This is a genomic window from Saccharospirillum sp. HFRX-2 (assembly GCF_043196805.1).
GTDB lineage: Bacteria > Pseudomonadota > Gammaproteobacteria > Pseudomonadales > Natronospirillaceae > Saccharospirillum.
The window spans coordinates 246,744-270,234 of sequence record NZ_JBEBMU010000003.1 but is presented as its reverse complement, the minus strand read 5'-3'; the positions used below and the strand labels follow the sequence as shown (position 1 = coordinate 270,234).

Sequence of the window (23,491 nt, the reverse complement as noted above, 5' to 3'; positions counted from 1 at the left end):
TTGCCAAAGGCATGCAATGACCGATGCCGACAAAAGGTGTCGGATCTGTCCGCGACCCTCAGCATCGTTTCAAAGCGGCGCCGCGCCGTGACCCACCCGATTGGAATAACGCACCGGGTTTTCGATCTGCCAAACGTTGTCGGAGATCGGCAGCGGCATCACAAAGCGCAGCATCTGAGGCGCGGTACGACACAGGTCTTTTTGCGTGCGCAACAGCGTCAGACGGTTGCCATCAACCCGCAAAAACAGATGATCATCTTCAGTACAGCCATGAGACACCACGGAAAACTCAAAGCCTTCCGCCGTGACTTCCGGATTGAACAGCACTTCGGGCTCACCTGCGCCTTGGGGCATGGTGGAGCAGCCAGCCAGAACACCACTCACAAAACCTGCCAATAATACCTTGCGCTGGCGCAGCACCATCAATGGCAACGACAACAACCACCACCAAGCACTCGAAAACATCGTGCCGCCTTGCTTTCTCCAGGAACGCTCGTTCATCTTATTCACTATCCAGGGTCTCAATTCTTTAATATCGGCATAAACGCCATAGGATTTAGCGCAGCCCAAACTCCAGCTGACAACGCCGATCTGCTCGTATCCATTGCCAGCATCATAGACCAAGGGACCACCGCTATCGCCCTGGCAGGAATCCTTCGGCTTATTGCCGTCAGTTGGATCTTCCCCATCGGCAAAACCCGCACACAGCATAGACGGCCCATGTATCAAGTCAGCGCCACCTGCAAAGCGGGCATATTCATCTTGGCAGGTGCGGTCAGACACCGTGGGTAACGCAACAGCCTGGAGCTCGGCGCTCGGCTCAGCCACATCATTATTGAATGACTTACGGGTATCACCATGACCAATGACAACCGCATCGGCAAGCAAGGTTGATTGTCCACGCATAGAGAGATTGATGAACTCACTATCGACATTCATAGGCAAACGAATCAGCGCCACATCGTTACGCAACGTCGTCAAACGAAAACCTGGGTGCACGGCAACTGTATGAATGGAGCGACGCACCTGGAAAGCAGCAGATGGCAGCTTTGCCATGGCGATATAGCCTTTGTAATCGAGTCCTGGCTGCGGACTGTCAGTCCCCACCAAACGGCAATCACCTACATCTGAACAATGCACATAATCGTACTCCCCGGAGTGATTCCCCAACACAACAGCGAATGAGTCGCCCTCTTTTAAATGGGTAAAACAATGCGCCGCGGACAGCACAATGCCAGCCCCCAGATAGCTACCACCACAGCTATGAAACCAGACCATATTGGAGGAGTCGCCCGATAAAGAACGGGGCACCAGGAGCGCAGCATAAAAGCCATAGCCAGTCTCCACTGATTCACCGCCAATAATCTTTGGCGTGATGTCCAGCGCCCTGACAGAAGACGACAACAATAGAAAAACAGCTATCCATAGCCCATGTTTCATCATCGCTTGAGATCCTTCTCTATGCCCCGAATCAGGCAATATAACGACAGCTGGTATTAAATAGCCGAAGTGGCTTGAAACAGCAAGGTATGCTCTATCATCAGAAAGCGCAATCAGGCATGAGCAGAGTGACTGCTTTGCTCAGGTACGGATATCATATGCTATTTATGCAGACGGCCATTACGATGGGTGTCCCCTTAATACTTCAGGTGTCCCCTTAATTGTTTTATTCAAAACTTGCCAGAAATCAACTCCAAATAAATTTGATCAGCGAAGTAAGGTATTGAAGTGTCTACACATAATACGGCACTTATGAATTCTTCAGGAGGCATATAATTATGATAGCTAATATAATGACCAACCATAGTCGGAGCTATAAAATAGGTATTTTGAGCATATGGAATTAACAAATTCGCAGCCCCTAAAACCTCTTTACCCTCTTGATTTTCAATTGAAATATAATCCGAATTACATAACTTACATTTTCTTGCCGAACGCTTACGAGAAATCTGAGCATTGAATGAGTTAGTGCCAATAATTATAGAATTTAGTTTATCAACAAATCCTACCGGCACAGCCCCTTTCTTGAATTCATTTTCAACATCGAGCCAACCAATATTATAAGCTGAACTAACCGGCTCACTTAAGAAGTGGCTATACAAACTATAATCATTGTAGTGCATATTTATTATCTCATTCAATGTACATGCGGCCCATTAAACACAACCCATATGGGGTTGCAACAACTGGTCTAACTTAGTACTCAAATCAACTGTCGTTGAATTTTCAAAGATATTTAACGGAGGGTTTGTAGGTGCTTTCAATGTATAGTTAGGAACAATTGCACCAGGCAGCTGACTAACTGGACACCCACTCTAACCCTTGACAGCCGGCCGTTGTATAGCGAACATCGCAATACTGTATATTTATCAGGGTTGATGAGTATGCCAAAGCCAAGGAAGAGCCTTATCTCACTTGACGCAACACCCTATTACCACTGCGTCTCCCGCTGTGTACGACGTGCCTTCCTCTGTGGCCGTGATCCACAGACGGGGATGAACTTTGAGCATCGGCGCGGTTGGATCGAGCAGCGCATGCGCGAACTGGCCCAGGTATTTGCATTGGATATCTGCGCCTATGCCGTTATGTCCAATCACTATCATATGGCACTTAATATCCATGCGGCCCAGGCCAAGGCCTGGAGCACCAAAGAGGTAGTCGATCGCTGGCATATTCTGTTTAAAGGGGTTCCACTGACCCATCGCTACTTAGCAGGCTCTTTGCAAACCAAGGCTGAAATGGATGTTGTAGAAAACCTGGCTGCTCAATGGCGTGACCACCTAATGGACATTAGCTGGTTTATGCGGGTCTTGAATGAAGGCATTGCCCGACAAGCAAATTTCGAAGATCAATGCACTGGCCGTTTTTATAAAGGCCATCCATGGCCTTTACCGAAAGCTCGCTTCGCTCGTGCCAATTCGTTCCGGACGAATTGGTCGGGAGGGTCGATTTAAATCCCAAGCATTGCTTGATGAAAAGGCTCTGGCAGCTTGTTTGGCCTACATTGATCTCAATCCGGTCGAGCTAAGATGACCACTAGCCCAGAGCGCTCAGACTACACTTCAGCTCTACTACGTATTCAGAAAGTGCAGGAAGGTAAAACGCCAACCAGACCCAAACAACCTAAGGGCCTATTTCCATTCGTGAGTTACCCGCGACAGAATATGCCAGCAGGCTTACCGTTTCGACTGCAAGATTATCTGGAACTGTTGGATTGGACTGGCCGGCAAATTCGTAGAGGAAAGCGTGGACATATCGATGATTCACTGCCGCCAATACTGGAGCGACTTAATATCGATCCTGAAAAGTGGCTTTACACCTCAACATACTTCGAAAGTTCATTTAAAAATTTAGTTGGCTCAACACATTCGCTGATCAGTGCATGCCAAAGGTTAGGGTATCAGCGAACGCCAGGACGTTCTGCTTCGGTGCTGTTGACTCAATAAAACCATCCCTACAAATCCCACCAACTAACCTTCTTCAGTGATTCCCCGCGTCCGAAATTCAAGAAATACGCTGCGAATACACTCAAAATTAGCGTCGAACGTAATAACCGTTCAGGTAGCGACTAAAACTTATTCTAGGGCAATCGGTTTTAATCGTGTTTTCGCTATGATGGGTGTCCTGTTTATTGTCGTATCGATGAGTCACTGCCGCCCATTCTGGAGCGACTTAATATCGATGCTGAAAAATGGCTTTATATCTCAACGCACTTCGAAAGTTCATTTAAGAATTTAGTTGGCTCAACACATTCGTTGATTAGCGCCTGTAAAAAGCTTGGCTATCGAGGAACACCAGGACGTTCGGCCTCAGTGCTTTTGACTCAATAAAAATCGTCCTCAAACAAACTAACCCTGATCTTCTTCAGTGACTCAGCATGTCTGAAATTCCAGAAGGACGCTGCGAATACACTTATAATTAGCATCGAACGTAATAACTGTTCAGGTAGCAATTAGAACCTGTACTAGGACCATCTGTTTTAAGCGTGTTTTCGCTACGATGGGTGTCTGGTTTATAGCCGGACATAAACAATAGAAAGGTAGGAGCCTAAAAAATCGAAAAGCCGCTTCCTATCTCGGGCCTCTTGCAATGGGTGTCTTGTTTATCGCTTGGTTTATCGGCTTCAAACCGAGTGGGTGTTTTAGACAGTCAAGTGCGGATCTCATCAGGGCCCGGGGTATCCTCAAGGAACCCCAATTAGAAGGCCGGATATATGTCAGTACGACTGCACTTTGCATCATTCCTTTGATTGAGAATGGCAGTAATAAACTAAACAAATGCGTTGGGTTCTCACCCAACCTAAAGGGCTGCTATGCCTTGACAGTGGTCGGGCGTCCATATATGCCTTGTTTATCCACTAGTATTCAAAGATACTTTTCAGTGCTGTCTGGCAGTTTATCTTCCTTCCCGGAAATTCAACTTGGCCAATACCTATGCCACTATCACCGCTATATATCAGGCTCATGGAATACAGGAATACAGTAATGCCTAACAAAACACACCAAATTCGCGCCACCTATGACGATAAAACCATACGCGTTTATCAGGCCTATAGCGACGCCATAGCAGATGCTGCACTGGAGCATGGAACGTTCAGATCGCCCCCTTTTAAAATGGAGCGCATGACTTGGATTAAACCTTCATTCCTATGGATGATGTATCGCTCTGGCTGGGGGGAAAAAGATGCCAACCAAAATCGCATTCTGGCCATCGATATATCAAGAGAGGGATTTGAGTGGGCCTTATCAAACAGCGTGCTGAGTCATGAAGCCAAGAACTATAAAGATAGAGATGAGTGGTTAAGAATAAAAAAATCAACACCCGTCCGGATACAATGGGACCCCGAAAGGGATTTCCACTTACAGCCACTGGAGCATCGAGCCATCCAGATCGGTCTGTGCAATGAAGCTGTCACTCTTTATGTTAACGAATGGATACAGCGCATTACCGATGTAACATCTTTAGCGGAGAACATTCGCTCACTGGTGCATGAAGAAAACTTAGAAGCCGCCAAGTCACATGCGCCGATAGAGACAAAATACCCTCTCAATGATGCGTTATTTGAAAGGATAACGCCTAGGTGAGTTAAAAACGCTGTTTATTACGAAACCTAAAGCGCCTTTATTATTAAGTTGGATGCCTCTTTTTAGCTGGCTGCTTGGTAACTCTGTTGAACTACAGACTCGTAGAAGGTTTTTTGGCGGTTTCCACTAAGGTGAGTACTCCCTTAATTCGGCCAAATTTTTAATCCAACTTATAGCTAAGCTGCAATCTAACTGGTCATTTTTTTGTCGCCACCTTTAAGATGGGTGTGCATTTAATCTACGACCCATACGTACCAAATGGACCATATATAACTTTATTATCAGCAATAGCTTGAGAAAACTCAGACTGGCTAGGTAAGCTATTGATATGGTCAGGCCACATCTCATTAATATGCTCATCCCATGAAGCAACATCCATTTCATGCAGCGGTTCTAAAATCTCTTCAAGATAAAGCCCATCATTAGCCAGCTTTTCTAAAATATTTTTGACAGCCATATCATAATCAATTCCTTGCGAATAACAACTAACATACGCCCCCTCAACCTCCTTCGGCATTATAGAGTTTTCTAGCCCTTTTACATGACACGACACGATAAAAACTTTTCTCATCCGCTCACCTCTTCTTTTATCTATAAATCATTGGGATCAACAATTCGGACAGTTGACGGATCCATCGCATCCCTTAACCACTGAATTTGTTCCGAATCACGTAACCCAAACTGATCAGAAGCTTTGATATCGACTTGCAAAGGTGACGTTACATTATTGCCTGTAGCTGCTCTATCGTATACTGCTGTCGATCGCAATCTATCTGCTAAAGAAGAATTAACCTCAACAGCCGTGACTGTAGCATTTCCATTTCGATTTACCAGAGCAAATTCCTTCGCCCTTTCTGGTTGTCCAATATTTATGAAAAGTGCTCGTTCACTACCGTCCCTGTTAATAACTTCGGGTATAGTCCCATCACTTGAAATACGAGGAGGATATGGGTTGGTATCCACTCTATAGAGAGTATCCGTACTCGTAGTATCAAAGCGTGTGTATGGCCCCACATAATCAACGCCGTCAGCGTGATTGCCTGGAAGATACGAGAATGGGCCGTCTGCAACTATACTATTATCTACACTCTCATCAGAGCCCTTCGTTACGGCTCTACTCGTGCTAACATTATTTATTGCGGAAGCGGGAAGATCCGATGCCGCATCAACTACATCGTCAGCCCTCCTAACTACTTTCGCCCCTACAGTTAGAACTTTTCCTGCGCCAAATCCAAGGGCCATCTCTGTACCAGTCTCTACAGCCACCCTTGTCAAATCTGCTGTGGGATTAAACTCTTCCGTATGTGTTTCTAGAGAGAGAGTTTTTAATACTTGATCTCCAGCCAAGTAATTGTGATCACCTAGCAGCGCCTCTGCATTATCCTGTAACCCATTTAATGCAGAATCTTGAAGGCCCTGCCCGAAACCACGGACAGTTTCGCAATCGTCACAAACACTACCAACCAGTTCTGTCGCGGCACCAACAGTGTAGATTAAGGCATTGTCTGTAACTTCTTTCGCATTAACTATTACTGAAACAGCGACTTCATTGCTATAAATGAAATCATTTCCGCGATCGAGCAACCCGTATTCAAAGTTGTCTTCATCAGGGTTGCTCTCAACTTCAAACGTCTCCAGTGTTCGCTGAATATTCAAGCCATCTCTTAGGCTAGCATTCCCAGCATCTTCCATCGCTTTCAGTTGTTCGTAATGTGGATCGTTCTCAGAGACACCAGCAGAACAATGAACAGCGGCACATGCTTGCTCGTTGACTTTTTCTAGTAGAGCACTTCGCATTGCGGGCGTTATAAATGGATTATTGTGTATTGCTAATCTTGTCTCATCCAATAGCCCAGCTTCCGCGCCCGTAAAATCGCTATAATTGAGCTCTCCCCGGTCATCGGCCATCCGGAACAGCGTATTATTCGCCGCCAACAACTGCGCATTAGCCGCCGGATCCTGAACCGCTATCGGCGCCGGACGGTTTTCATTAATCTGATCCCTATTAGCAAACGCATTCAAGCGATAGCTCATATCCGCCAGGAAGCCGGTGGTATGGGCATTGATTTCCTCAGCTCCAGCCAGGTGCATGCCTTCGTGGGTCACCGTATTGACCACGCTGTTGATGCTGTCGTCACCAATGCCAACATACATGGCGTCACCACCAATCTCAGCGGCGCCATGCACACCATTACCTTCTTTATTAACCACGCCTTCTACGACCCGAACCCGATCTCCATCTCCACCATTGATTACAGCGTCGATGTCATTGATCGCATCTTGCATCGCCTGTGCATCTTCAATATCCCCGTCACGCATGGCTTCGGTCATGCCTGCAGTTTTGCCTTCGTTATCAGAGGCCAAACGTTTCGAATTAATGGTTGCGTTAAAAGCATCATCCATCTGACCCAAGCCACGACCTTGAAGAAGGTCACCTGCACCACCGACGGTCGCAGCGGTAATAGCCGCTACGTCAGTGAACGCGCCAGTTCCCGCTTTAAGGGTGTTTCCAGCAAACGCCAATTGGTTCCTCAGGATTCTGTCGCGGCCCGCTTCTGTCAGATACTGACCATCCACCATCAAACTGGCATTCAAACCGCCAGTATCGATATCAAGAGTGGTTATCTGTGCATCTGCAACGTCACGATTCAGACCTTCAGGCGCATTGCTGTCATCCAAGGCGACACCACCGACTTGAATGTTTCCACCGCCCAACGTCGCTTGGGTGCTGCCTTCCATTTCATGGCCGGAACGGCTGGCGTTGATTGTGCCACTGCTGGGTTTCCAGCCACCGCTATCGGAACCCTCTCCAGCCTCTGCCGAGTTGTTGCTGAAATTCATCGTCAGACCGAAACCAGTTTGACTGCTGTGACTGCTGTCTTCCAAGCTCGACACATTCAGTTCACCAGTCACCAAGTTCAGGTTGCCATGATCTTCCAGTACGCCTTCTTCGTTGAAGCTGGCGTTTGCAATCATTCCGCCGACTAAGGTGGTGCTATCCGCGGTAACCTGGCTGTTTTCACCATCGGCAATTAAAAGGTGAGATTGGTTACTAACCTGTTTGCCACTACCTTCGCCTTCACCAGTATTGGCACCCAGGCTGCTAAGCGGATTGGTATCACTGAACCCTACATTCACACCCTTACTTGAATTAGTGCTGTTATGAGTATCTTGAAGGCTTTCGATGGTTAAGTTACCGACATCGAGCTGTGCTGTCTGAGCAGAAACTTCAGCACCACGCAGCGTTAGGTTTTCACTGTTACTCGTGAGAGTGCCAACATTAAAGCGGCTATTAACGTATTGGGTGCTGCTGTTTTCACTTTCAGAACTATTCACCCCGACACTGCCACTAGCGCCTCCACCACCTAATTTTACTGTAGCACTGGCTGTAACACTGCTGCTTTCACTCGAACTGGAACTGGAATTAACACCAGCAGTGATAAGAGTATTGGTACTGTTCAGACTGGCGAGACCGGCCGCAATGTTGCTGCCTTCGAAGGTCGCATTTTCACTACTAACACTCAGACTACCCGCGTTAATGGACGAACCTTGCCAGGTATTCTGGGTGCTTTCGCTGTGACTAGAGGAGTTAGTCGTTTCAACATTAAGGTTAGCGTAAAAACCGGTCCCGCCCGTAGTCGCGACACCGGCAACAGACGCGGTGAGAGCGATCTGCGCCTGGACTGCCGCTGCAACTGCGGCAGCGTGGTTCAGCTTGTAATCTTCCAGTGCGGCCTCGTCTAACTCGCCGTTTTTGACCCGTTCTTCTGCTCGCTCAAGTGCCCTGTATGCTTTGCCAACATTCTCTGTGGCAGCAACCAACGCTTCACCGGCTTTGTAGGAGTCTGCGTAAGCATTGCGCGCGCCGACCGTTACTGTCGTTACCTCTGTTTCAGTATCTGTTTCATTGGTCATTGTTGCCTGATGGCCACCAACAACAATGTCCTCTTCCGCCTGCAGTACCGCCTGATTTTCAACATTCAGAGTACTGGCCAGAATATTGATGTCCTCATCGGCCAGCATAATCAGATTGCCAGCGTTTATATTGCTGCCTTTATGAGTCGTCGACGTTTGGGTTTCGGTGACAGTTGTGTCGGTATACTCAAGGCCACCGACGGTTAATTCAGCACTGTCTTTGTCATAAGACATGCCGACACCGGCTATAGTGGTTTCACTTTCAGACGTTTCGGAAACATGTGTTTCTTCTGCCGACAGAACGTTCACGTTGTCAGCGGAAACAATAGCGGTACCTTCTGTCGTAATGTCGCTGGCAACAATATCGACCTGCTCTTCGGCGGCCAAAATCAAGTTGCCACCCGCTTCTAAGGAACTACCCTGTTGCGTGGTCGAGGTATTACGCTCACCGCTTGACTTCGAAAGAGTGACTTCAAAATCGTCGTCAATATAGCTGCCAACGTAAGCCACATAGCCTGCCGCAACCTTAGCAATCCCAGTCCATTCCTCCGTCTCATGCTTCCAGTCTTCATTGGTCAGCGCCAAGGAGTCGACGATCAACTGGTCAGGCGTGCCTTCGCCATTAACGGCGCTGAAACTGCCGTCGTCATTCTGCTCCACTTCCAGGTTGCCGATCATCAGGTTGTTTTCGGCATCCAAATTGGAGGCAGTGATATGAACGGTGTTGTCCGCTTGCAGTTGAATGTTGTTACCACTCAGAGAACTGCTGGCAGCCGTTTGTTCAATGGAGCCTTCGTCTTTGCTTTTTTTCTTGAAGGTGCCTTCGCGCTCTGATGTCTGGCGGTTGTAGCTTTCGTTAACCGCTGCGGTGATTTCGATGTCCGCTGCGGCAATCTGCAAGGTTTCGCTGGCGCTGAGCTCGGAGGCTTGTACGGTGACGGTATCATTGGCCTGAATAACCAGGTTGCCATCACCGGCGCTGAAGCTGGAACCAACGGCGGTGGTGCTGCGAGACTCGGTGCTGTTACTACCGCCACCGCCAAACAGGCCACCGCTCCAACTCGTTTTCTTGGAACTGGAGGAGTAATCGACGCCCGCCAGAATTTCTACGCCGCCTTCTTCGGCCTGAACGGTCAGCCCCTCTCCCGCTTCAACATTGGCTGCTGTTGCAGCGATGTCGTTACCGGCCAGCATGGTGATGTTACCGCCGCCCGTTATTTGGGTACCAACGTCATGGCGTTCTTCATTGGCAATGGTGGTACGGCCGGCTTTGATGTTGTCGCTGGAACTTTCGGTAACCGTGTTTAGGTTCAGGTCGTTTTCGGCATCCAGGTAAACATCACCGGCACTGTCGAGTTGCGCGCCGGTCAGGTTGATGTCGTTACCGGCGGTGGCAATGATTTTTCCGGTGCCATTGGTAACCGACAGACTGGCGTATTGATCAATGACCTGACTGGTACTTTCGCCGACTTGTTGCGTTGTCGAGGTGTTAGAAAACCAGTTAACGTTATTTCGAACAGATTGTTCGTAAACACCACGGCCTTGTGCAGTGGTGGTGGTCACGTTCAGGTCGTTGCCTGCATTCAATGCCAGCAGGTCTTCGGCCTTAACACTGGCGCCGATCACATTGATGTCTTCATCGGCGGAGAGCTGTACTTGCTCACCAGTAATGGCGCCGCCTTCGTGGTTGATGTTATCAGCGTCAACCTTGGCTGTTTCAGTGGCCTGAACAGTACCGGTGTTGGTGAAGTCGCCATCGACATCGATGTTGATGTTGCGACCCGCTAACAGAGCACCACTGGCTTCCAGATCGCCCTCGCGGACGATGGTGTAAACCTTGGGCACCAACGCAGTGGTAACCTGGCCATCAGCCAGTGTGACTTCCTGCTCCACCAACCAAACGATGTCGGTGGTCAAGGCCTCAACTTGAGCGGCTGTTAAGGCGATGCCGGGACGTAATTCTTGCTCTTGTGCAAAGGTAACGCCGGCGGTCATCAGATTTTGGTATTGGGTATTGTCGTCGGTGTTGTCGCCGAGATAACGCTGACCCGTTTGGGCGATAATTTGCTCTTTGATCAGTTGCTGTTCGTAGAAACCATCACCTAAACGAACGGGCGCTTCACCTTCTGAGAAGCCCAAGGCTTGCAACATGAAATCGGAATTGAGCCAGTCACCATAGTTGGCAAAGGCGGGGTCGGTTTGGATCAGGTAGCCCGACGAGGTGTTCGGCATGATTTGGAACAGGCCGCTGGTAGTCAGCTGTGCCAGCGAAGGCGCATCACCCAAGCCTTCCGCTTGAGTTCTGGCATCGACCGACGAGGTTAGATCGACCGTTGCATTTTGTTCTTCGCGAAAAGCAGCTAAATCAACTGTACGGTTAAATGTTTTTTTGTACGTTTTTGTTGGATAACGAGTTCTTCTTTCGCAGTAGATGTCAGCAGGGCCCCAGCACTTCCAATAACGCTCCTTATAGCGATAAATGCCATTATGAGTTGTCGTTACTCCGACTTCTGTCGCTATATTTCTAAGCGTCGTACCTTCAACGTCTAACGTTTCGCCCGCGACTATATGACTGTCGATATTTCGAGCATCAGCACTGGCAATGTTGATGTCACTGCCACTGCGAATTACCCCCTGGGTTTTTGATGTTACTTCAGCACCATAAACATTAACGGTGTAGTCACGGTAATCCGTGCTGTTGATATCGACGTGTTCATGATAAGAGTCGTCAAGGACGATTTTATATTGCAAGTGATCGTCACGGTTCACCAATCGATCGGCATTGAGGAACATATCCCCATAACTCTCAATGGTCGCACTGCGGTTCAGAACGTACTCTGCCGAACCGGTCGCCATATAGTTCTCATCCAGACTGCCACCGATCGACAACTCACCCAAACTCACCAAGGTCGAACCATCGGCGTTGTCGACATTGGTCGCGCCTATATCGAGCCGTTCGCGTGCAGCGATGGTGCCGGTTTGGGTGGTACCGTCGGTGGTTTCAGCGAAGTTATTGAGTTGCTCAGCTTGCAGACCGATATGGTCGCCATAAATGCGACCGCTGCCGATATTGGTCAGCGTACCGGCGTCGATGTAGGTGAGGTCGCCGTCGATCAGGCCACGGTTGGTTAAGGTGTCGGCGACCGTCAGTTCGGTGCGGCCGGCGTTGATGGTGCCGTTGTTGCTAAAGCTGCCGGTGAAGGTGAACGTCAGGTCATTTTCACCCTGGATGTCGCCGGCGTCGTTGTTCAGCGCATCCAGTTGGGCGATCAGGCTGCCAGCGCTGAGTTGGCCGTTGCGGTTGTTCCAGTTTTCAAGCGTCAGGTCGGCGCTGCGGGTGTCGATCAGGCCATCGCTGTTGTTCAGCGAGCTGCCGTCCATGCTCAGACTGTTGAGCTGGAGTTCGCCGGTTTGGTTGTTGATCGATTCGGCGGCGAGGTTCATTAAGCCCGCGCTGGAGATCGTGCCGTCCTGGTTGTTAGCCAGGTTGTTAACCTGGATGCGACCGGCCAGTGGTTTTTCAGCGGACGTCTCATCGGCGCTGTCGACCGGGGCGGCCGGTTCACCGCTGTTGCCATCGGTCGGGGCGTCGATGTCGTCCGGGACGTCCAGGTCAATATCGTCGTCGCTCTCCTGTTCCAGCTGGCCGAGCCAGCCATTGCGGTTGTCGAGTTCGGCCAACTCCAGATCCAGTTCTCGGCTGCCCAGTTGTTGGAGGGTGCCGTTGGCGTTGATCAGGGTGTCGGTTTCAATATCGAAGCGGTTGGTTTGCAGGTTACCGTCGCGGTTGTCGAGCGTCTCGGTGTGGGCAATCAGGGCGTCTTCGGCGGTGATGTCGCCGCTGTTGGTTAAGGTCTCGGCGGTGAGGTCGACATCGCCCTGCTCGGCCTGGATGATGCCGGCGTTCAGCAGTTGGCCGTCTTCGGTGATGACGACGTTGCCACTGGTCGCGGCCAGGGTGCCGTGGTTGTGAATGCCGACGCCGTCTTCGGTGCCGACCAAGAAGATTTTACCGGCGTACATGCCACCCAGGGAGGCGACGTCGATGGACGCGCCCACCGGGGCGTCGGTGTCGTCGTCCAGGGTTAATTGCGAGGCGTCCAGACTGCTGGCATTCACCTTATTGGCGCCGGCGATTACCGACAAATCTTGTGCCCAGATGCCGGCGTTCACATCCACGGCGCGCGCAATCAAACGGGTGTAATCGGTTTGCTGACCGTCCAGGCCATCGCCGTTGATGCCAATGGTGCCACCGGTAACGCGATAGTGATCGAGATGACCGCCGAGCATGACCGGGCGACCGGTGGTCAAAGTGGCACTGGAGGCGTTAATAAAACCGGCGCCATCGACCTGAATACCCGAGGGGTTGGCGATGATCAGCTCGGCACGGCGGCCGGCAATTTCGATGTAGCCTTGCAGGTATGACGGATCGTCGCTGTTGATTTCGTTGAGAATAATACTGGCCGTGCCCTGACTCAGGTTGGCGTTGCCTTCCACCCAACCGGCCAATTCGGTTTGCACCGAATTTTTGCTGTTGTTGAGAATCGCCCCGTCGCCGCCGACGTCGAACTGGCTGTAGACGTTGCGCGATACACCGCCGGCACTGGGCTTGGTGATGTTTACCTGAGTGACGCCGCTGGCGGATTCAGTCACCGTTGCCTGATGCGCATTGCTGGCGTTGCTGTCGGCGGTGATTTGCGTGTCGGCCTGAACCATCGTCAGGCCACCAATCAGCACCACCAGACCTTTGCCCACCGCCCGGGTCAGCAAACCAAATAAGCGTAAGGGTGAGGACTGCAACGGCGGAACCGATGCACCGTTAGCAGCACGATCACCGGAACCGGCCAGCTCACCAGCCACCATCAATTGGCCGCGTACGGCATTAAAAATTACGCGAAAGCAACGCTTATTCATTGGGGAGTTCCCTCTCTATGAACACCAGGACAGTCAGGGTGACGGACCGTGCTCACAGCTTGGGGATAGAGTGAAGGCGGTCACGAAAGAGGGATATAGGGAATTAAAAATAGGGTGTCAACAAAGCGGACAGATGTGCGCCTGTTTTTTGTCAAAATAATAATTTCAACAAGCAAAAACGTTATTTTTTTGACCTTTGATAAGGCTTAAATATTCGAGTGCCAAAAAACCGACACCCCTAAAAAGACTTCGATATCTGAAAGCGATAAATCGTCCCTTCGGTCTCCAAAGATTCAGGAGAAACCAACGGAAAACTGAGGCTGTTTTCATAAGACAGGCCCCATAGCTGGCCTTTCAAACCCAGGCTGCTTCCTGCTAAATACTGGTCTTCAGCGAAGATGGTTCCGGCATCCAGGCCCAACGTCAGTTGGTGACCGTTACCCGGCAGATATGATAAAGCAGGCACAACCCAGGTGAGATCATTACGCCAATAAAAACCGGATTCGCCACTGAACCCACCATTAAATCCTCGCACTGAATAGGCGCTGCCAATGGAGAACTGATCACGGGGTATCAACTGGGTTATATTAGCTTGTGCTTTTATTTGCGAGTCGATACTCCAGTTTTGGTTAAGCCACTGGAAGGGTTGGCGATAGCCGGTATTCATCATGAACCATTGCGGGTTTTCTACGCCATCTCCGCGCGTAACTTCTGGATCTTCTATTGCGCCAAATGCCATTAATCCCAGTTTGTAGGTCAGACCGGAACTAAGCGTCGCCCGCCCAACAAACAACTGATGATTTAAGGCCGCCTCCAGCGAACTGCTGCGCCGGCGCTGCACTTCGATCTCAACATCATTGATGTAGTTGGCCGACTGGCGCGCCTGAACACTCAGATGTCCAGATAACTTATTGCGGTCGTTACGAAAAAGGGTTCGCTCGACTTTCACACTCTGGTTGGCGTTGGTACCGCCGTATTTATAGTCTTCGATCACGCCTTCAACCATCTGGAAGTTTTCGCTGATCCCGCCGTTGAAGCTCAATAACCAATAGCCGTAGGGGATGGAATAGTGACCGTTCACGCCTTGCGATCCATGATCATCAACATCGAATACAATCGACTGGGTATAACTTAAATAAAATAAGTCGTTAAACGCCCAGTAAGGATCGTAATTAATGGTGACACCGGCCTGATAAATACCGCTCGACTCACTGCCGCTGTTATCCAAGGTTTCAGTCACTCGCAAGGGGTCACCCTGACTCCATTGAATCACCAGATCGCTGTAGCCCGGCTCTTCGCCCGGTTCGATGTCGATATTCACATCCACCGACGGCACACGCTTAAAGTTTTCCAGCGCCTGTTCAATATGACGCAGATTTAACAAGTCTCCGCGGCGCATAGGCAGTGCATTCCAATAGGTAGCGCGCCTCGGTACACCTTCAACAAAACGAATGTCTTCGACATAACCCGGCAATAACGTCAGGCTTAACACACCGGAATTCATATCCTGAGCTTCGGCTACCACGCGGCTGGTTACAAAGCCCGCACCGATAACGGCATTCTGGGCTTCAGTCATCATGCGGTTTATACCTTCAGCACCGATGCAGTTGTCCGGTGGCAACCCTTCATTGAGATTTTTTTCCAACCACTGAAAGCGGTCATACTCATCCGACACCAGTCGAACTTCAGTGATTGGGAAACACGGACCAGCTTCCTCTTCAGGCTCTTCGGCTAAAGGAATTTGTGGTGTGTCGAGAAAAATATCGGGTTCGTTCAGGAAGCGCTCATTCAGTTCGTCCTGCCAACCCTCAAAGCGCCTGAACTGCTCCAGTGATTCTTGCTCACTGCGATCCAGCGTTTCCTGGCTGGGGGCTTGAGCTGACCATGCGCATACCGGCGCAATAAACAGAACGAACAACGCACTTCGAATGGATGGACGACTATCGCTGCGAACAGATTGATTGGAAAGACAACACAACAAACCCTTAGCTCCTTTACCCCAAGTTCATTCAGTTTGGCACAGGGGTCGGGCTGGATACTAAAGGTAGCTTTCAATAATGACCATCTTTAGGAAAGCAATGAGCGGAGAATTAAGCCGTTAAAACTAGGATTTCAATTATTCGAGCAAGCCATAAAACAAAAAACCCGGCTGATGCCGGGTTTAATTGAAAAGCTCAAACAACCTTACAGCTTCTCAGAGTTGGTACCCAGGTACTCAGCAACGCCGTCCGGGGTGTTAACCATGCCGGCATCGCCTTTCTGCCAGCCTGCCGGGCAGACGTGACCGTTTTCTTCGAAGAACTGCAGCGCTTCAACCACGCGGACCAGTTCGTCGATGTTGCGGCCGATCGGTTCGTCGTTCATGTGCTGAGCCCGAACCACGCCTTGCTTGTCGATGACGAAAGACGCACGGAAAGCGACGCCAGGCGGGTAGTAGCTGTCACCACCGATAGACTCAACGCCGAAGGCTTTGGTGATGTCATGGTTCATGTCGCCAACCATGGTGTACTTCACTTTGCCGATGCCGCCTTCGTTGATCGGGGTGTTGCGCCAGGCGTTGTGGGTGAAGTGAGAGTCAACAGAAACAGAGATGACTTCAACGCCCAGTTCTTTCAGTTTTTCAACGCGGTGGTCCAGAGCGATCAGCTCGGACGGGCATACGAAGGTGAAGTCCAGCGGATAGAAAAACACCAGGGCGTATTTGCCCTTGATGGTTTCAGCGAAGTTAAAGTCGTCAACGATCTGGCCGTCGCCCAGTACGGCGGGGGCTACAAATTCGGGGGCTTTACGTCCAAGCAATACGCTCATACGAGACTCCTGTCGGATCCAATTATGGTGTGTTTAGGGTCAAAAAATCGGGGCATCGCCGATGCATTGATGCAGCCTAAGAATACGGTCTTTGTGATGACAACTCATGACATGGACCTCTATAAAGGTTATAGCAAATAGCTATCACCATCTTCGACTCTGTCAATCAATCACCGGCTTACTGCGCCCTACAGAATGGGGGCTTGGACCGGCGCCTTCAAGCACCGATCCACTTTGCAAGGTTCAAACTGACTTCAGCACCACCATCGGCGGCGCCTTGATGACTCTGCGAGTGGAAACCACGCCGATGGCACCAATCACCACAGCGCCGATGAACGGGCCCGTGATCCAAAGCAAAGTGTGCGGTGTCCACTCCAGATTGAGCATCTCCACCTGGAAATAGGCCAGCGCGGCTTCGGCACCCAAGGCGCCAAGTAACCCCGCGAGCGCACCCAGGGCTGAAAATTCAATCCATAAACCACCACGAACCAGCGCTGCTTTCGCGCCCAGCGTTCGCAAGATAGCGCTTTCCATCAGCCGCACATCGAGCGTCGCCTGGACGCTGGCGAGCAGCACGATAAAGCCGGCCACCAGCACCAGCGCCAGAATGAACTCAACGGCAACGGTGACCTGGCCGACGATGGATTGGATCTGGCTGATGATGGCGTCTACTTCAATCAACGTGACTGTCGGGTATTGCCGCATTAACTCGGCCAGTATGGGTTTCTGCTCCGGCGACAGATAGAAGCTGGTCAGGTAAGCCGCGCCAGAGCCCTCAAGTATTGGACCACTGAAAATGATGTAGAAATTCGGTGCCATTGAATCCCATTGCACCGAGCGAATGCTGGCCACTTCGGCGGTAACCGCTTGACCACCGATATCGAAACTCAGCTCATCACCGATGTTAATATCGAGATCTTCGGCAAATTCTTCCTCCACCGAGACGCGCGATAATTCGGCATCGCCATCCTGCCACCAGTCGCCGGCAACGATTTCGTTATCGTCGGCCAGGGTGTCACTCCAGGTCAGGTTCAGTTCGCGACGGAAGTCATCGCCTTCGGGCTGAAGACGCTCCAGACGAGCCTCCATGGACTCGCCTTCTACCTCGGTCAAACGACCGCGAATCATTGGGTAGAAAGGTTCGCGCTCTACATCGGCGCCATCGAGCACGGCTTCAAAGCCGGGTCGCTCATCTTCGAATAAATTAAAGGCGAAATGATTGGGCGCGCCTTCGGGCAGTTGGTTTTGCCATTCGCCAATAAGCGACGAGCGCAACAGCGTCAGCACAAACAACAACATCAAGGCGATGGCGAACACCATGATTTGAAAAGCATTTTGCCGACTGTGACGCTGCAAGCTGGCCAGGCCCAAACGCCAGGTCGTGCCCAGACGACTGCCATAACGACGCACCACGGCGATCAGCAAAACCGCCAAGACCGAGACGCCGAGAACAGTCACCAAACCACCGCCAAGCAAGGCCGCCGTCAACCACAGATCACCGCTGTACAACCAGACCAGCGCCACCACAGCGGCCGCACCTAAGGCCAGCGTTAAACGGCGGCCGAGCGTGCCGCCTTCGAGTTCCGATCGCAGCACCCGCGCCGGTGGCGTATGGCGTAATACCCAGACCGGCGGAAAGGCAAAAGCGAGCAAACAAATCAGACCGGTTACAAAGCCGATCAACAATGGCCGAATGCCCGCGGGTTCCAATTCACGTGGCAGCAGATCACCCGCCAGTTCGAGAAAGCCCCAGTGCAAAAACCAACCCAAAGCCAAACCAGCAAAGACCACCAGCACACCCAGCACCAGCAAATTACCGGCGTAAAGCCAGGCGATACGACGCGGCGTCAGCCCCAGAGTTTTCAGCAAGGCCACGTGACCTAATTGACGGTCGGCGTAACGTCGCGATGCCAGCGCCAAGGCAACGCCCGCCAACATCACACCCAGTGAGCCGGCGAGCATCAGAAAACTTTCCGCGCGTTCCAAAGCGGAGGTGATGCCGTCGTTGGCGTCGCTGGGGTCCACCCAGCGATATTGGTAGTCAGAGTTGTCGCCAAAGTTCTGTTCGAACTGATTGCGGAAACCGGCAACATCACCACCAAGCAATAACCGATAACGCACTCGACTACCCAGCTGCACCGCACCTGTGGCGTCAATGTCGGCAACGTTAATCAGCACCCGAGGACCGACGCCAAAGAAGGAGCCGGCACTATCGGGTTCGCTGATTAAAGCGGCGGTGACGGTCAGCTCTGTATTGCCTAAACCAATAGTATCGCCGATGTTGATACCGAGCGCCGGAAACAAACGCGAGGTTAGCCAGGCCTCACCCGGTGCCGGACCGGAGGTAATCGCTTGACCCACACCGAAAGGAGTGTCCGCCAACACCACCTCACCTTTAAGCGGATAGGCACTGGATACCGCCTTGACCGAACTCAATTGCAGGTTGCCATCGGCACCGAACGCCATGGCCTGGAAGGTCACCATATCGGCGGTTTGCAGACCGGCAGCCTGAGCTTGTTCGCGTACGGCGTCATCGATGGTCTGGCGTGAACCGCCGCGTATCTGCGCATCGGCGGCGAGCAAACTGCCGGTTTCATCGAGGATGGAATTGCGGATGCGATCGGTGAATAAACCGATGCTGGTAACTGTGGTCACGGCCACTAATAAGGCCGCGATCAGCACGTTTAATTCGCCGCCGCGCCAATCACGCCACAGCAGTTTTAACGATAAATTCACGCTGGCTGCTCCTCACTGAAAAGCTCAGCCAGTTCGCCGGCTTTCATTTCCAGTTGTCGCGAGCAACGTGCGGCGAGTTTGGGATCGTGGGTGACCAGCACCAGAGTGGTATCGCTGGCGCGGTTTAAGTCAAACAACAGATCGGCGATGGTCTCACCAGTGCGGGTATCGAGGTTGCCGGTGGGTTCGTCGGCAAACAGAATCGGCGCTTCGCTGGCGAAGGCTCGGGCGACGGCTACACGCTGTTGTTCGCCGCCGGATAACTGCAAAGGATAGTGGGTTTCACGACCATCGAGACCGACGCGCTGCAACCAGTCACGCGCGCGCGTCTCGGCATCGCGAACGCCTTTTACTTCCAATGGCAACATGACGTTTTCCAACGCCGTCAGCGATGGCAGCAACTGAAAGTTCTGGAACACAAAACCGACCAACTCGCCACGTAATAAAGCGCGCTGTTCTTCATCCAGAGCGGTGATCTCGCGACCGCCCAACCAGACTTCACCACTGGACGGCCGATCAAGGCCAGCCAGCATGCCCAGCAGTGTCGATTTACCGGAGCCGGACGCGCCGACAATGGCCACCGATTCACCGCGTTCGATGCGCATATCGATGCCTTTAAGGATGACTAAGCGCCCTTCCCGGCTGGGCACTTCCTGTTTAAGCTGCCGGGTCTCGATCATCGCCTTGGATTCCGTTGTCATGAGCGTTACTTCTCTACAGAGCAAATGGATTGTCAGCGGCCTCGTGGCCACTGTTCTGATTCTTGCCACCTTTTTGTCAGCCCCGGCCCGTGCCGCCACCCTTTTGGTGATGGGCGACAGCCTAAGCGCCGGCTATGGCATTGACCCGGAAGATGGCTGGGTCAGCTTGCTGGCGCAGCGACTCGACCAACAGGACGCTTCGCACCAAGTCATTAATGCCAGTATCAGCGGCGAAACCTCGCGCGGCGGGCTCGATCGTCTGCCTGCCTTGCTGGAACAACATCAACCGGATCTGGTGCTGCTCGAACTCGGCGCCAACGACGGCCTGCGCGGCTATCCGGTACCGCGCATCACCACCAACCTCAGCCGCATGATTGAACTGAGCGAGCGCGCCGGCGCCGAGGTCATTTTGCTGGGCATTCAATTGCCGCCTAATTTTGGCAACCGTTACACCGAGCCGTTTTTTCAGCAGTACGCCGATCTGGCCGAGCAATTCGACTTACGCTATCTGCCTTTCCTGCTCGAAGGCGTGGCGCTGACCGATGCCCTTATGCAGGACGATGGTCTGCATCCGACCGCCGCCGCCCAGCCTCAGGTGCTGGACAATGTATGGCCGCTGGTCGCCGCCGCCCTGAGCGAGAGGTCATCTTGACAGAAAGATTACAACGCACCGAAGGCCGGTTATGACCGAGTTCGAACGCATGCGCGAGGGCTTGCCCTTCGATGCCAAAGACGCCGATTTACGCCAGCGCCGCGAAACCGCCCGCCTGGCCTGCGCGCGTTTTAACGCCCATCCCAGCAAGGGCAATCTGCGTCATATCACGCGGCTTTTTGCAGTACATGACCAGGCCGTCATCGAGCCCGGCTTCCAGTGTGATTATGGCAGCCAGATTCACCTCGGTCGGAACGTCTACATTAATTTCCAGTGCATTCTGCTCGACGCCGCCGACATCCATATTGGTGACGACGTTCTGCTCGGCCCGGGCGTTCATCTCTACACCATCGACCACCCCAGAGACGCCATCGCCCGCGCTGCCGGCGAATGCTTCGCTAAGCCAATACGTATCGGTAATCGAGTTTGGATTGGAGGCGGTGCTAAGGTTTTGCCCGGCATCCGCATTGGCGATGACGCCATCATCGCCGCCAACACAGTGGTGCGGCGCGATGTAGCGGCCGGGGAGCGTTTTTTTGGCTAAGTAATAAAGCTAGGGAATTACAGCGACTGATCGCGCCATTGGAAAGGGACCGGCCAGAGTTTCTGGCGGTCTTTGGGATAGGCCGCCCACAGCTCAGCGTAACTTTGCTCACTGCCGGGCATGCGGGTGTCAGGCAGAATATCCGCCATGGGTTTGAGCACGAAGGCATTCTCGGCGGTCTCGGCACGCGGCAATTCAACGCCATCCAACTCGCCGACCACATCGCCGTAAGTCAGCACATCGATATCCAGGGTTCGCGGACTGAATTTGGGGCCGCTGCGATTACGACCGTGATCGTCTTCGATGCGTTTGAGCAAACGCACTATCTCAGCCAGCGGCTGAGCGGTGCGAATCAGCACCACCGAATTCAAAAACGGACTGCCATCGAAACCGACCGATTCACTTTCATAGACCGGCGAACAGAGCAGCTCACCAAAGGCGTCAGTCAGCGCATCCAGAGCGCCGCTGATATGACGGTAACGATCAATATTGCTGCCCAGACTCAAGGCAACATCAAGGACGGCAGCATTAGTCTCGGTTCTTTCCATCAAGGGAAGGTTCGCCTTATGCGGATGCCGACAGCCTGGCAATCGGCCACGGCGCCAGCTTTATTAATGCGTAATTCGATGTCAGTAATGCCAGCAAAACGATGAATTTCCTGGCACAGCCGTTCGCCGAAGGTTTCGATCAGCTCGAAGCTTTGCTCGGCCGCCCAACTGCGAATATGGCGCGACAGAGCGTCGTAATCGAGCGCCTTGCTGATATCGTCATTCACGGCGGCTGGCGCGCAATCGTAGGCCAGCGATAAATCGAGCCAGAGGTTTTGGCGGATCTCACGTTCCCAGTCGTAGACGCCGATCAGCGTTTCAACTTTTAAGCCTTCGAGAAAGACGCGATCGGTCATAACGACTCCGCAGCGATAGGTTCCAGGCTGTCTAACGGCCAGCGCGCTTTAATGTCGATCGACAAATCCGAGTGCTGACCGGCCAATAAGCGCTGCGCACCGGCGTAGGCGATCATAGCGCCGTTATCGGTGCAGAATTCCAAACGCGGATAAAACAGCTTGCAGCGCTGATCATCGGCCATGGCCTGCAATTTCTCGCGCAACCGCCGGTTAGCGCTGACGCCACCGGCAATCACCAGAGCGCGATGCCCGGTGGCTTTTAACGCACGTCGACATTTAATCACCAGCGTATCGACCACCGCCTCCTGAAAGCCACAGGCGATATCGGCCATGACGCTTTCAGGCACGCTTTCGTCGACGGCATGTTCGGCCACGGTTAAGCGCACCGCAGTTTTCAAACCAGAGAAGCTGAAATCCATGCCCGGCCGGTCGACCATGGGACGGGGAAACTCGAAGACGCCGGGCGTACCGGTGTCGGCCAGTTTCGACAGCAGCGGCCCACCAGGATAGGGCAAGCCCATCATCTTGGCGGTCTTGTCGAAGGCTTCACCGGCAGCATCGTCCAGGCTTTCGCCGAGCAGTTGGTATTCACCCACAGCGCGCACATCGACCAACTGGGTATGGCCGCCACTGACCAGCAGAGCGACAAAGGGAAAGCGCGGCGGATTCTCTTCCAGCATCGGCGCCAGCAAATGACCTTCCATATGGTGCACACCCAGCGCCGGCACTTCCCAGGTCCAGGCCAGCGAACGCGCCAAAGAAGCGCCCACCATTAAGGCACCTACCAAGCCAGGTCCGGCGGTATAGGCGACGGCATCGACCTCGCCAAAGGGCAGATCGGCCTCTTTGAACGCCTGTCGAATCAGCGGCACCAACTTGCGAATATGGTCGCGCGAGGCCAGCTCCGGCACCACGCCGCCGAACTCGGCATGCATGGCCACCTGGCTGAACAGCGCATGAGACAAGAGTCCGCTGTCCGTATCGTAGAGGGCAACACCGGTTTCATCGCAGGAGGTTTCGATACCAAGAACGCGCATCCGGGCTCCACAGTCAGTCACTTAGGGATCATCGTTTAGGGTCTTAGTTCCGGTCGGAACAGCGCTGCGCAGTGTAATGAAGCACCACCGATAAAGGAACCCAGGCTTTACACCCGGCAGAGGGCGACGTAAAATTGCGCGCCTCAAATTCAGGGGGTTGCGAAACGCCCGTATTTCCTGAGTTGAGGCCAAACCC

Annotated in this window: 15 protein-coding genes; 4 read left to right on the top strand and 11 right to left on the bottom strand. The window is 52.3% G+C overall.

The window, feature by feature from the left end:
- Positions 1 to 69 precede the first annotated feature (69 nt).
- Both ABMA60_RS09550 and ABMA60_RS09545 read right to left on the bottom strand, forming a co-directional pair.
- The gene (locus ABMA60_RS09550; protein WP_392802061.1) at positions 70 to 1,443 is read right to left on the bottom strand and encodes a S1 family peptidase; all 1,374 of its coding nucleotides are present in this window, start codon (positions 1,441 to 1,443) and stop codon (positions 70 to 72) included.
- Between the two features lie 227 nt (positions 1,444 to 1,670).
- Positions 1,671 to 2,123 carry a hypothetical protein gene (locus tag ABMA60_RS09545; protein ID WP_392802059.1) on the bottom strand — a complete coding sequence of 151 codons (453 nt, stop codon included), beginning with the start codon at positions 2,121 to 2,123 and terminating at the stop codon, positions 1,671 to 1,673.
- Positions 2,124 to 2,534: 411 nt separating this feature from the next.
- Here ABMA60_RS09545 and ABMA60_RS09540 point away from each other — a divergent pair, with 411 nt between their 5' ends.
- Both ABMA60_RS09540 and ABMA60_RS09535 read left to right on the top strand, forming a co-directional pair.
- Positions 2,535 to 2,954: a hypothetical protein gene (locus ABMA60_RS09540; RefSeq protein WP_392802057.1), complete on the top strand. Its 420-nt coding sequence runs from the start codon at positions 2,535 to 2,537 to the stop codon at positions 2,952 to 2,954.
- 1,530 nt (positions 2,955 to 4,484) lie between these two features.
- Positions 4,485 to 5,084, top strand: coding sequence for a DUF4291 domain-containing protein (locus ABMA60_RS09535; RefSeq protein ID WP_392802055.1), 600 nt, complete (start codon positions 4,485 to 4,487; stop codon positions 5,082 to 5,084).
- A gap of 238 nt (positions 5,085 to 5,322) precedes the next feature.
- Here the strand turns inward: ABMA60_RS09535 and ABMA60_RS09530 are convergent, their stop codons facing one another.
- The 6 genes from ABMA60_RS09530 to ABMA60_RS09505 form a co-directional block, all read right to left on the bottom strand.
- Positions 5,323 to 5,655: a hypothetical protein gene (locus ABMA60_RS09530; RefSeq protein WP_392802053.1), complete on the bottom strand. Its 333-nt coding sequence runs from the start codon at positions 5,653 to 5,655 to the stop codon at positions 5,323 to 5,325.
- 20 nt (positions 5,656 to 5,675) lie between these two features.
- Complete coding sequence (locus ABMA60_RS09525; protein WP_392802050.1) at positions 5,676 to 13,913, bottom strand: hemagglutinin repeat-containing protein; 8,238 nt, start codon at positions 13,911 to 13,913, stop codon at positions 5,676 to 5,678.
- 238 nt (positions 13,914 to 14,151) lie between these two features.
- Positions 14,152 to 15,831, bottom strand: coding sequence for a ShlB/FhaC/HecB family hemolysin secretion/activation protein (locus tag ABMA60_RS09520; protein ID WP_392802047.1), 1,680 nt, complete (start codon positions 15,829 to 15,831; stop codon positions 14,152 to 14,154).
- Between the two features lie 266 nt (positions 15,832 to 16,097).
- Positions 16,098 to 16,721 (bottom strand): peroxiredoxin, encoded by a 624-nt coding sequence (locus ABMA60_RS09515; RefSeq protein ID WP_392802044.1) that lies wholly within the window; start codon positions 16,719 to 16,721, stop codon positions 16,098 to 16,100.
- Between the two features lie 243 nt (positions 16,722 to 16,964).
- Complete coding sequence (locus tag ABMA60_RS09510) at positions 16,965 to 19,457, bottom strand: ABC transporter permease (protein WP_392802041.1); 2,493 nt, start codon at positions 19,455 to 19,457, stop codon at positions 16,965 to 16,967.
- On the bottom strand, positions 19,454 to 20,158 hold the full coding sequence (locus ABMA60_RS09505; protein ID WP_392802039.1) for an ABC transporter ATP-binding protein: 705 nt from the start codon (positions 20,156 to 20,158) through the stop codon (positions 19,454 to 19,456). Before ABMA60_RS09505 ends, ABMA60_RS09510 begins: the two co-directional genes overlap by 4 nt.
- On the opposite strand from ABMA60_RS09505, the gene ABMA60_RS09500 reads away from it, so the two are divergent.
- The gene (locus tag ABMA60_RS09500; protein WP_392802036.1) at positions 20,157 to 20,810 is read left to right on the top strand and encodes an arylesterase; all 654 of its coding nucleotides are present in this window, start codon (positions 20,157 to 20,159) and stop codon (positions 20,808 to 20,810) included. The genes ABMA60_RS09505 and ABMA60_RS09500 overlap by 2 nt on opposite strands.
- 31 nt (positions 20,811 to 20,841) lie before the next feature.
- Positions 20,842 to 21,354, top strand: a complete 513-nt coding sequence (locus tag ABMA60_RS09495; RefSeq protein WP_392802034.1) for a sugar O-acetyltransferase — start codon at positions 20,842 to 20,844, stop codon at positions 21,352 to 21,354.
- A gap of 17 nt (positions 21,355 to 21,371) precedes the next feature.
- On the opposite strand, the gene folK is transcribed toward ABMA60_RS09495, so the two are convergent.
- Genes folK through tsaD form a run of 3 tightly spaced genes read right to left on the bottom strand, consistent with a single transcriptional unit; the run spans position 21,372 to position 23,295 of the window.
- Complete coding sequence (gene folK, locus ABMA60_RS09490) at positions 21,372 to 21,902, bottom strand: 2-amino-4-hydroxy-6-hydroxymethyldihydropteridine diphosphokinase (RefSeq protein ID WP_392802031.1); 531 nt, start codon at positions 21,900 to 21,902, stop codon at positions 21,372 to 21,374.
- Positions 21,902 to 22,258, bottom strand: a complete 357-nt coding sequence (gene folB, locus ABMA60_RS09485) for a dihydroneopterin aldolase (protein ID WP_392802028.1) — start codon at positions 22,256 to 22,258, stop codon at positions 21,902 to 21,904. Before folB ends, folK begins: the two co-directional genes overlap by 1 nt.
- Complete coding sequence (tsaD, locus tag ABMA60_RS09480; protein ID WP_392802026.1) at positions 22,255 to 23,295, bottom strand: tRNA (adenosine(37)-N6)-threonylcarbamoyltransferase complex transferase subunit TsaD; 1,041 nt, start codon at positions 23,293 to 23,295, stop codon at positions 22,255 to 22,257. The genes folB and tsaD overlap by 4 nt, the downstream gene beginning before the upstream one ends.
- Positions 23,296 to 23,491: the final 196 nt, after the last annotated feature.

Coding starts and splice junctions, on each gene's coding strand:
- ABMA60_RS09550 (WP_392802061.1), bottom strand. CDS start 1,443: ATGATGAAACATGGGCTATGGATAGCTGTTTTTCTATTGTTGTCGTCT.
- ABMA60_RS09545 (WP_392802059.1), bottom strand. CDS start 2,123: ATGCACTACAATGATTATAGTTTGTATAGCCACTTCTTAAGTGAGCCG.
- ABMA60_RS09540 (WP_392802057.1), top strand. CDS start 2,535: ATGCGCGAACTGGCCCAGGTATTTGCATTGGATATCTGCGCCTATGCC.
- ABMA60_RS09535 (WP_392802055.1), top strand. CDS start 4,485: ATGCCTAACAAAACACACCAAATTCGCGCCACCTATGACGATAAAACC.
- ABMA60_RS09530 (WP_392802053.1), bottom strand. CDS start 5,655: ATGAGAAAAGTTTTTATCGTGTCGTGTCATGTAAAAGGGCTAGAAAAC.
- ABMA60_RS09525 (WP_392802050.1), bottom strand. CDS start 13,913: ATGAATAAGCGTTGCTTTCGCGTAATTTTTAATGCCGTACGCGGCCAA.
- ABMA60_RS09515 (WP_392802044.1), bottom strand. CDS start 16,721: ATGAGCGTATTGCTTGGACGTAAAGCCCCCGAATTTGTAGCCCCCGCC.
- ABMA60_RS09500 (WP_392802036.1), top strand. CDS start 20,157: ATGAGCGTTACTTCTCTACAGAGCAAATGGATTGTCAGCGGCCTCGTG.
- ABMA60_RS09505 (WP_392802039.1), bottom strand. CDS start 20,158: ATGACAACGGAATCCAAGGCGATGATCGAGACCCGGCAGCTTAAACAG.
- ABMA60_RS09495 (WP_392802034.1), top strand. CDS start 20,842: ATGACCGAGTTCGAACGCATGCGCGAGGGCTTGCCCTTCGATGCCAAA.
- folK (WP_392802031.1), bottom strand. CDS start 21,902: ATGGAAAGAACCGAGACTAATGCTGCCGTCCTTGATGTTGCCTTGAGT.
- folB (WP_392802028.1), bottom strand. CDS start 22,258: ATGACCGATCGCGTCTTTCTCGAAGGCTTAAAAGTTGAAACGCTGATC.
- tsaD (WP_392802026.1), bottom strand. CDS start 23,295: ATGCGCGTTCTTGGTATCGAAACCTCCTGCGATGAAACCGGTGTTGCC.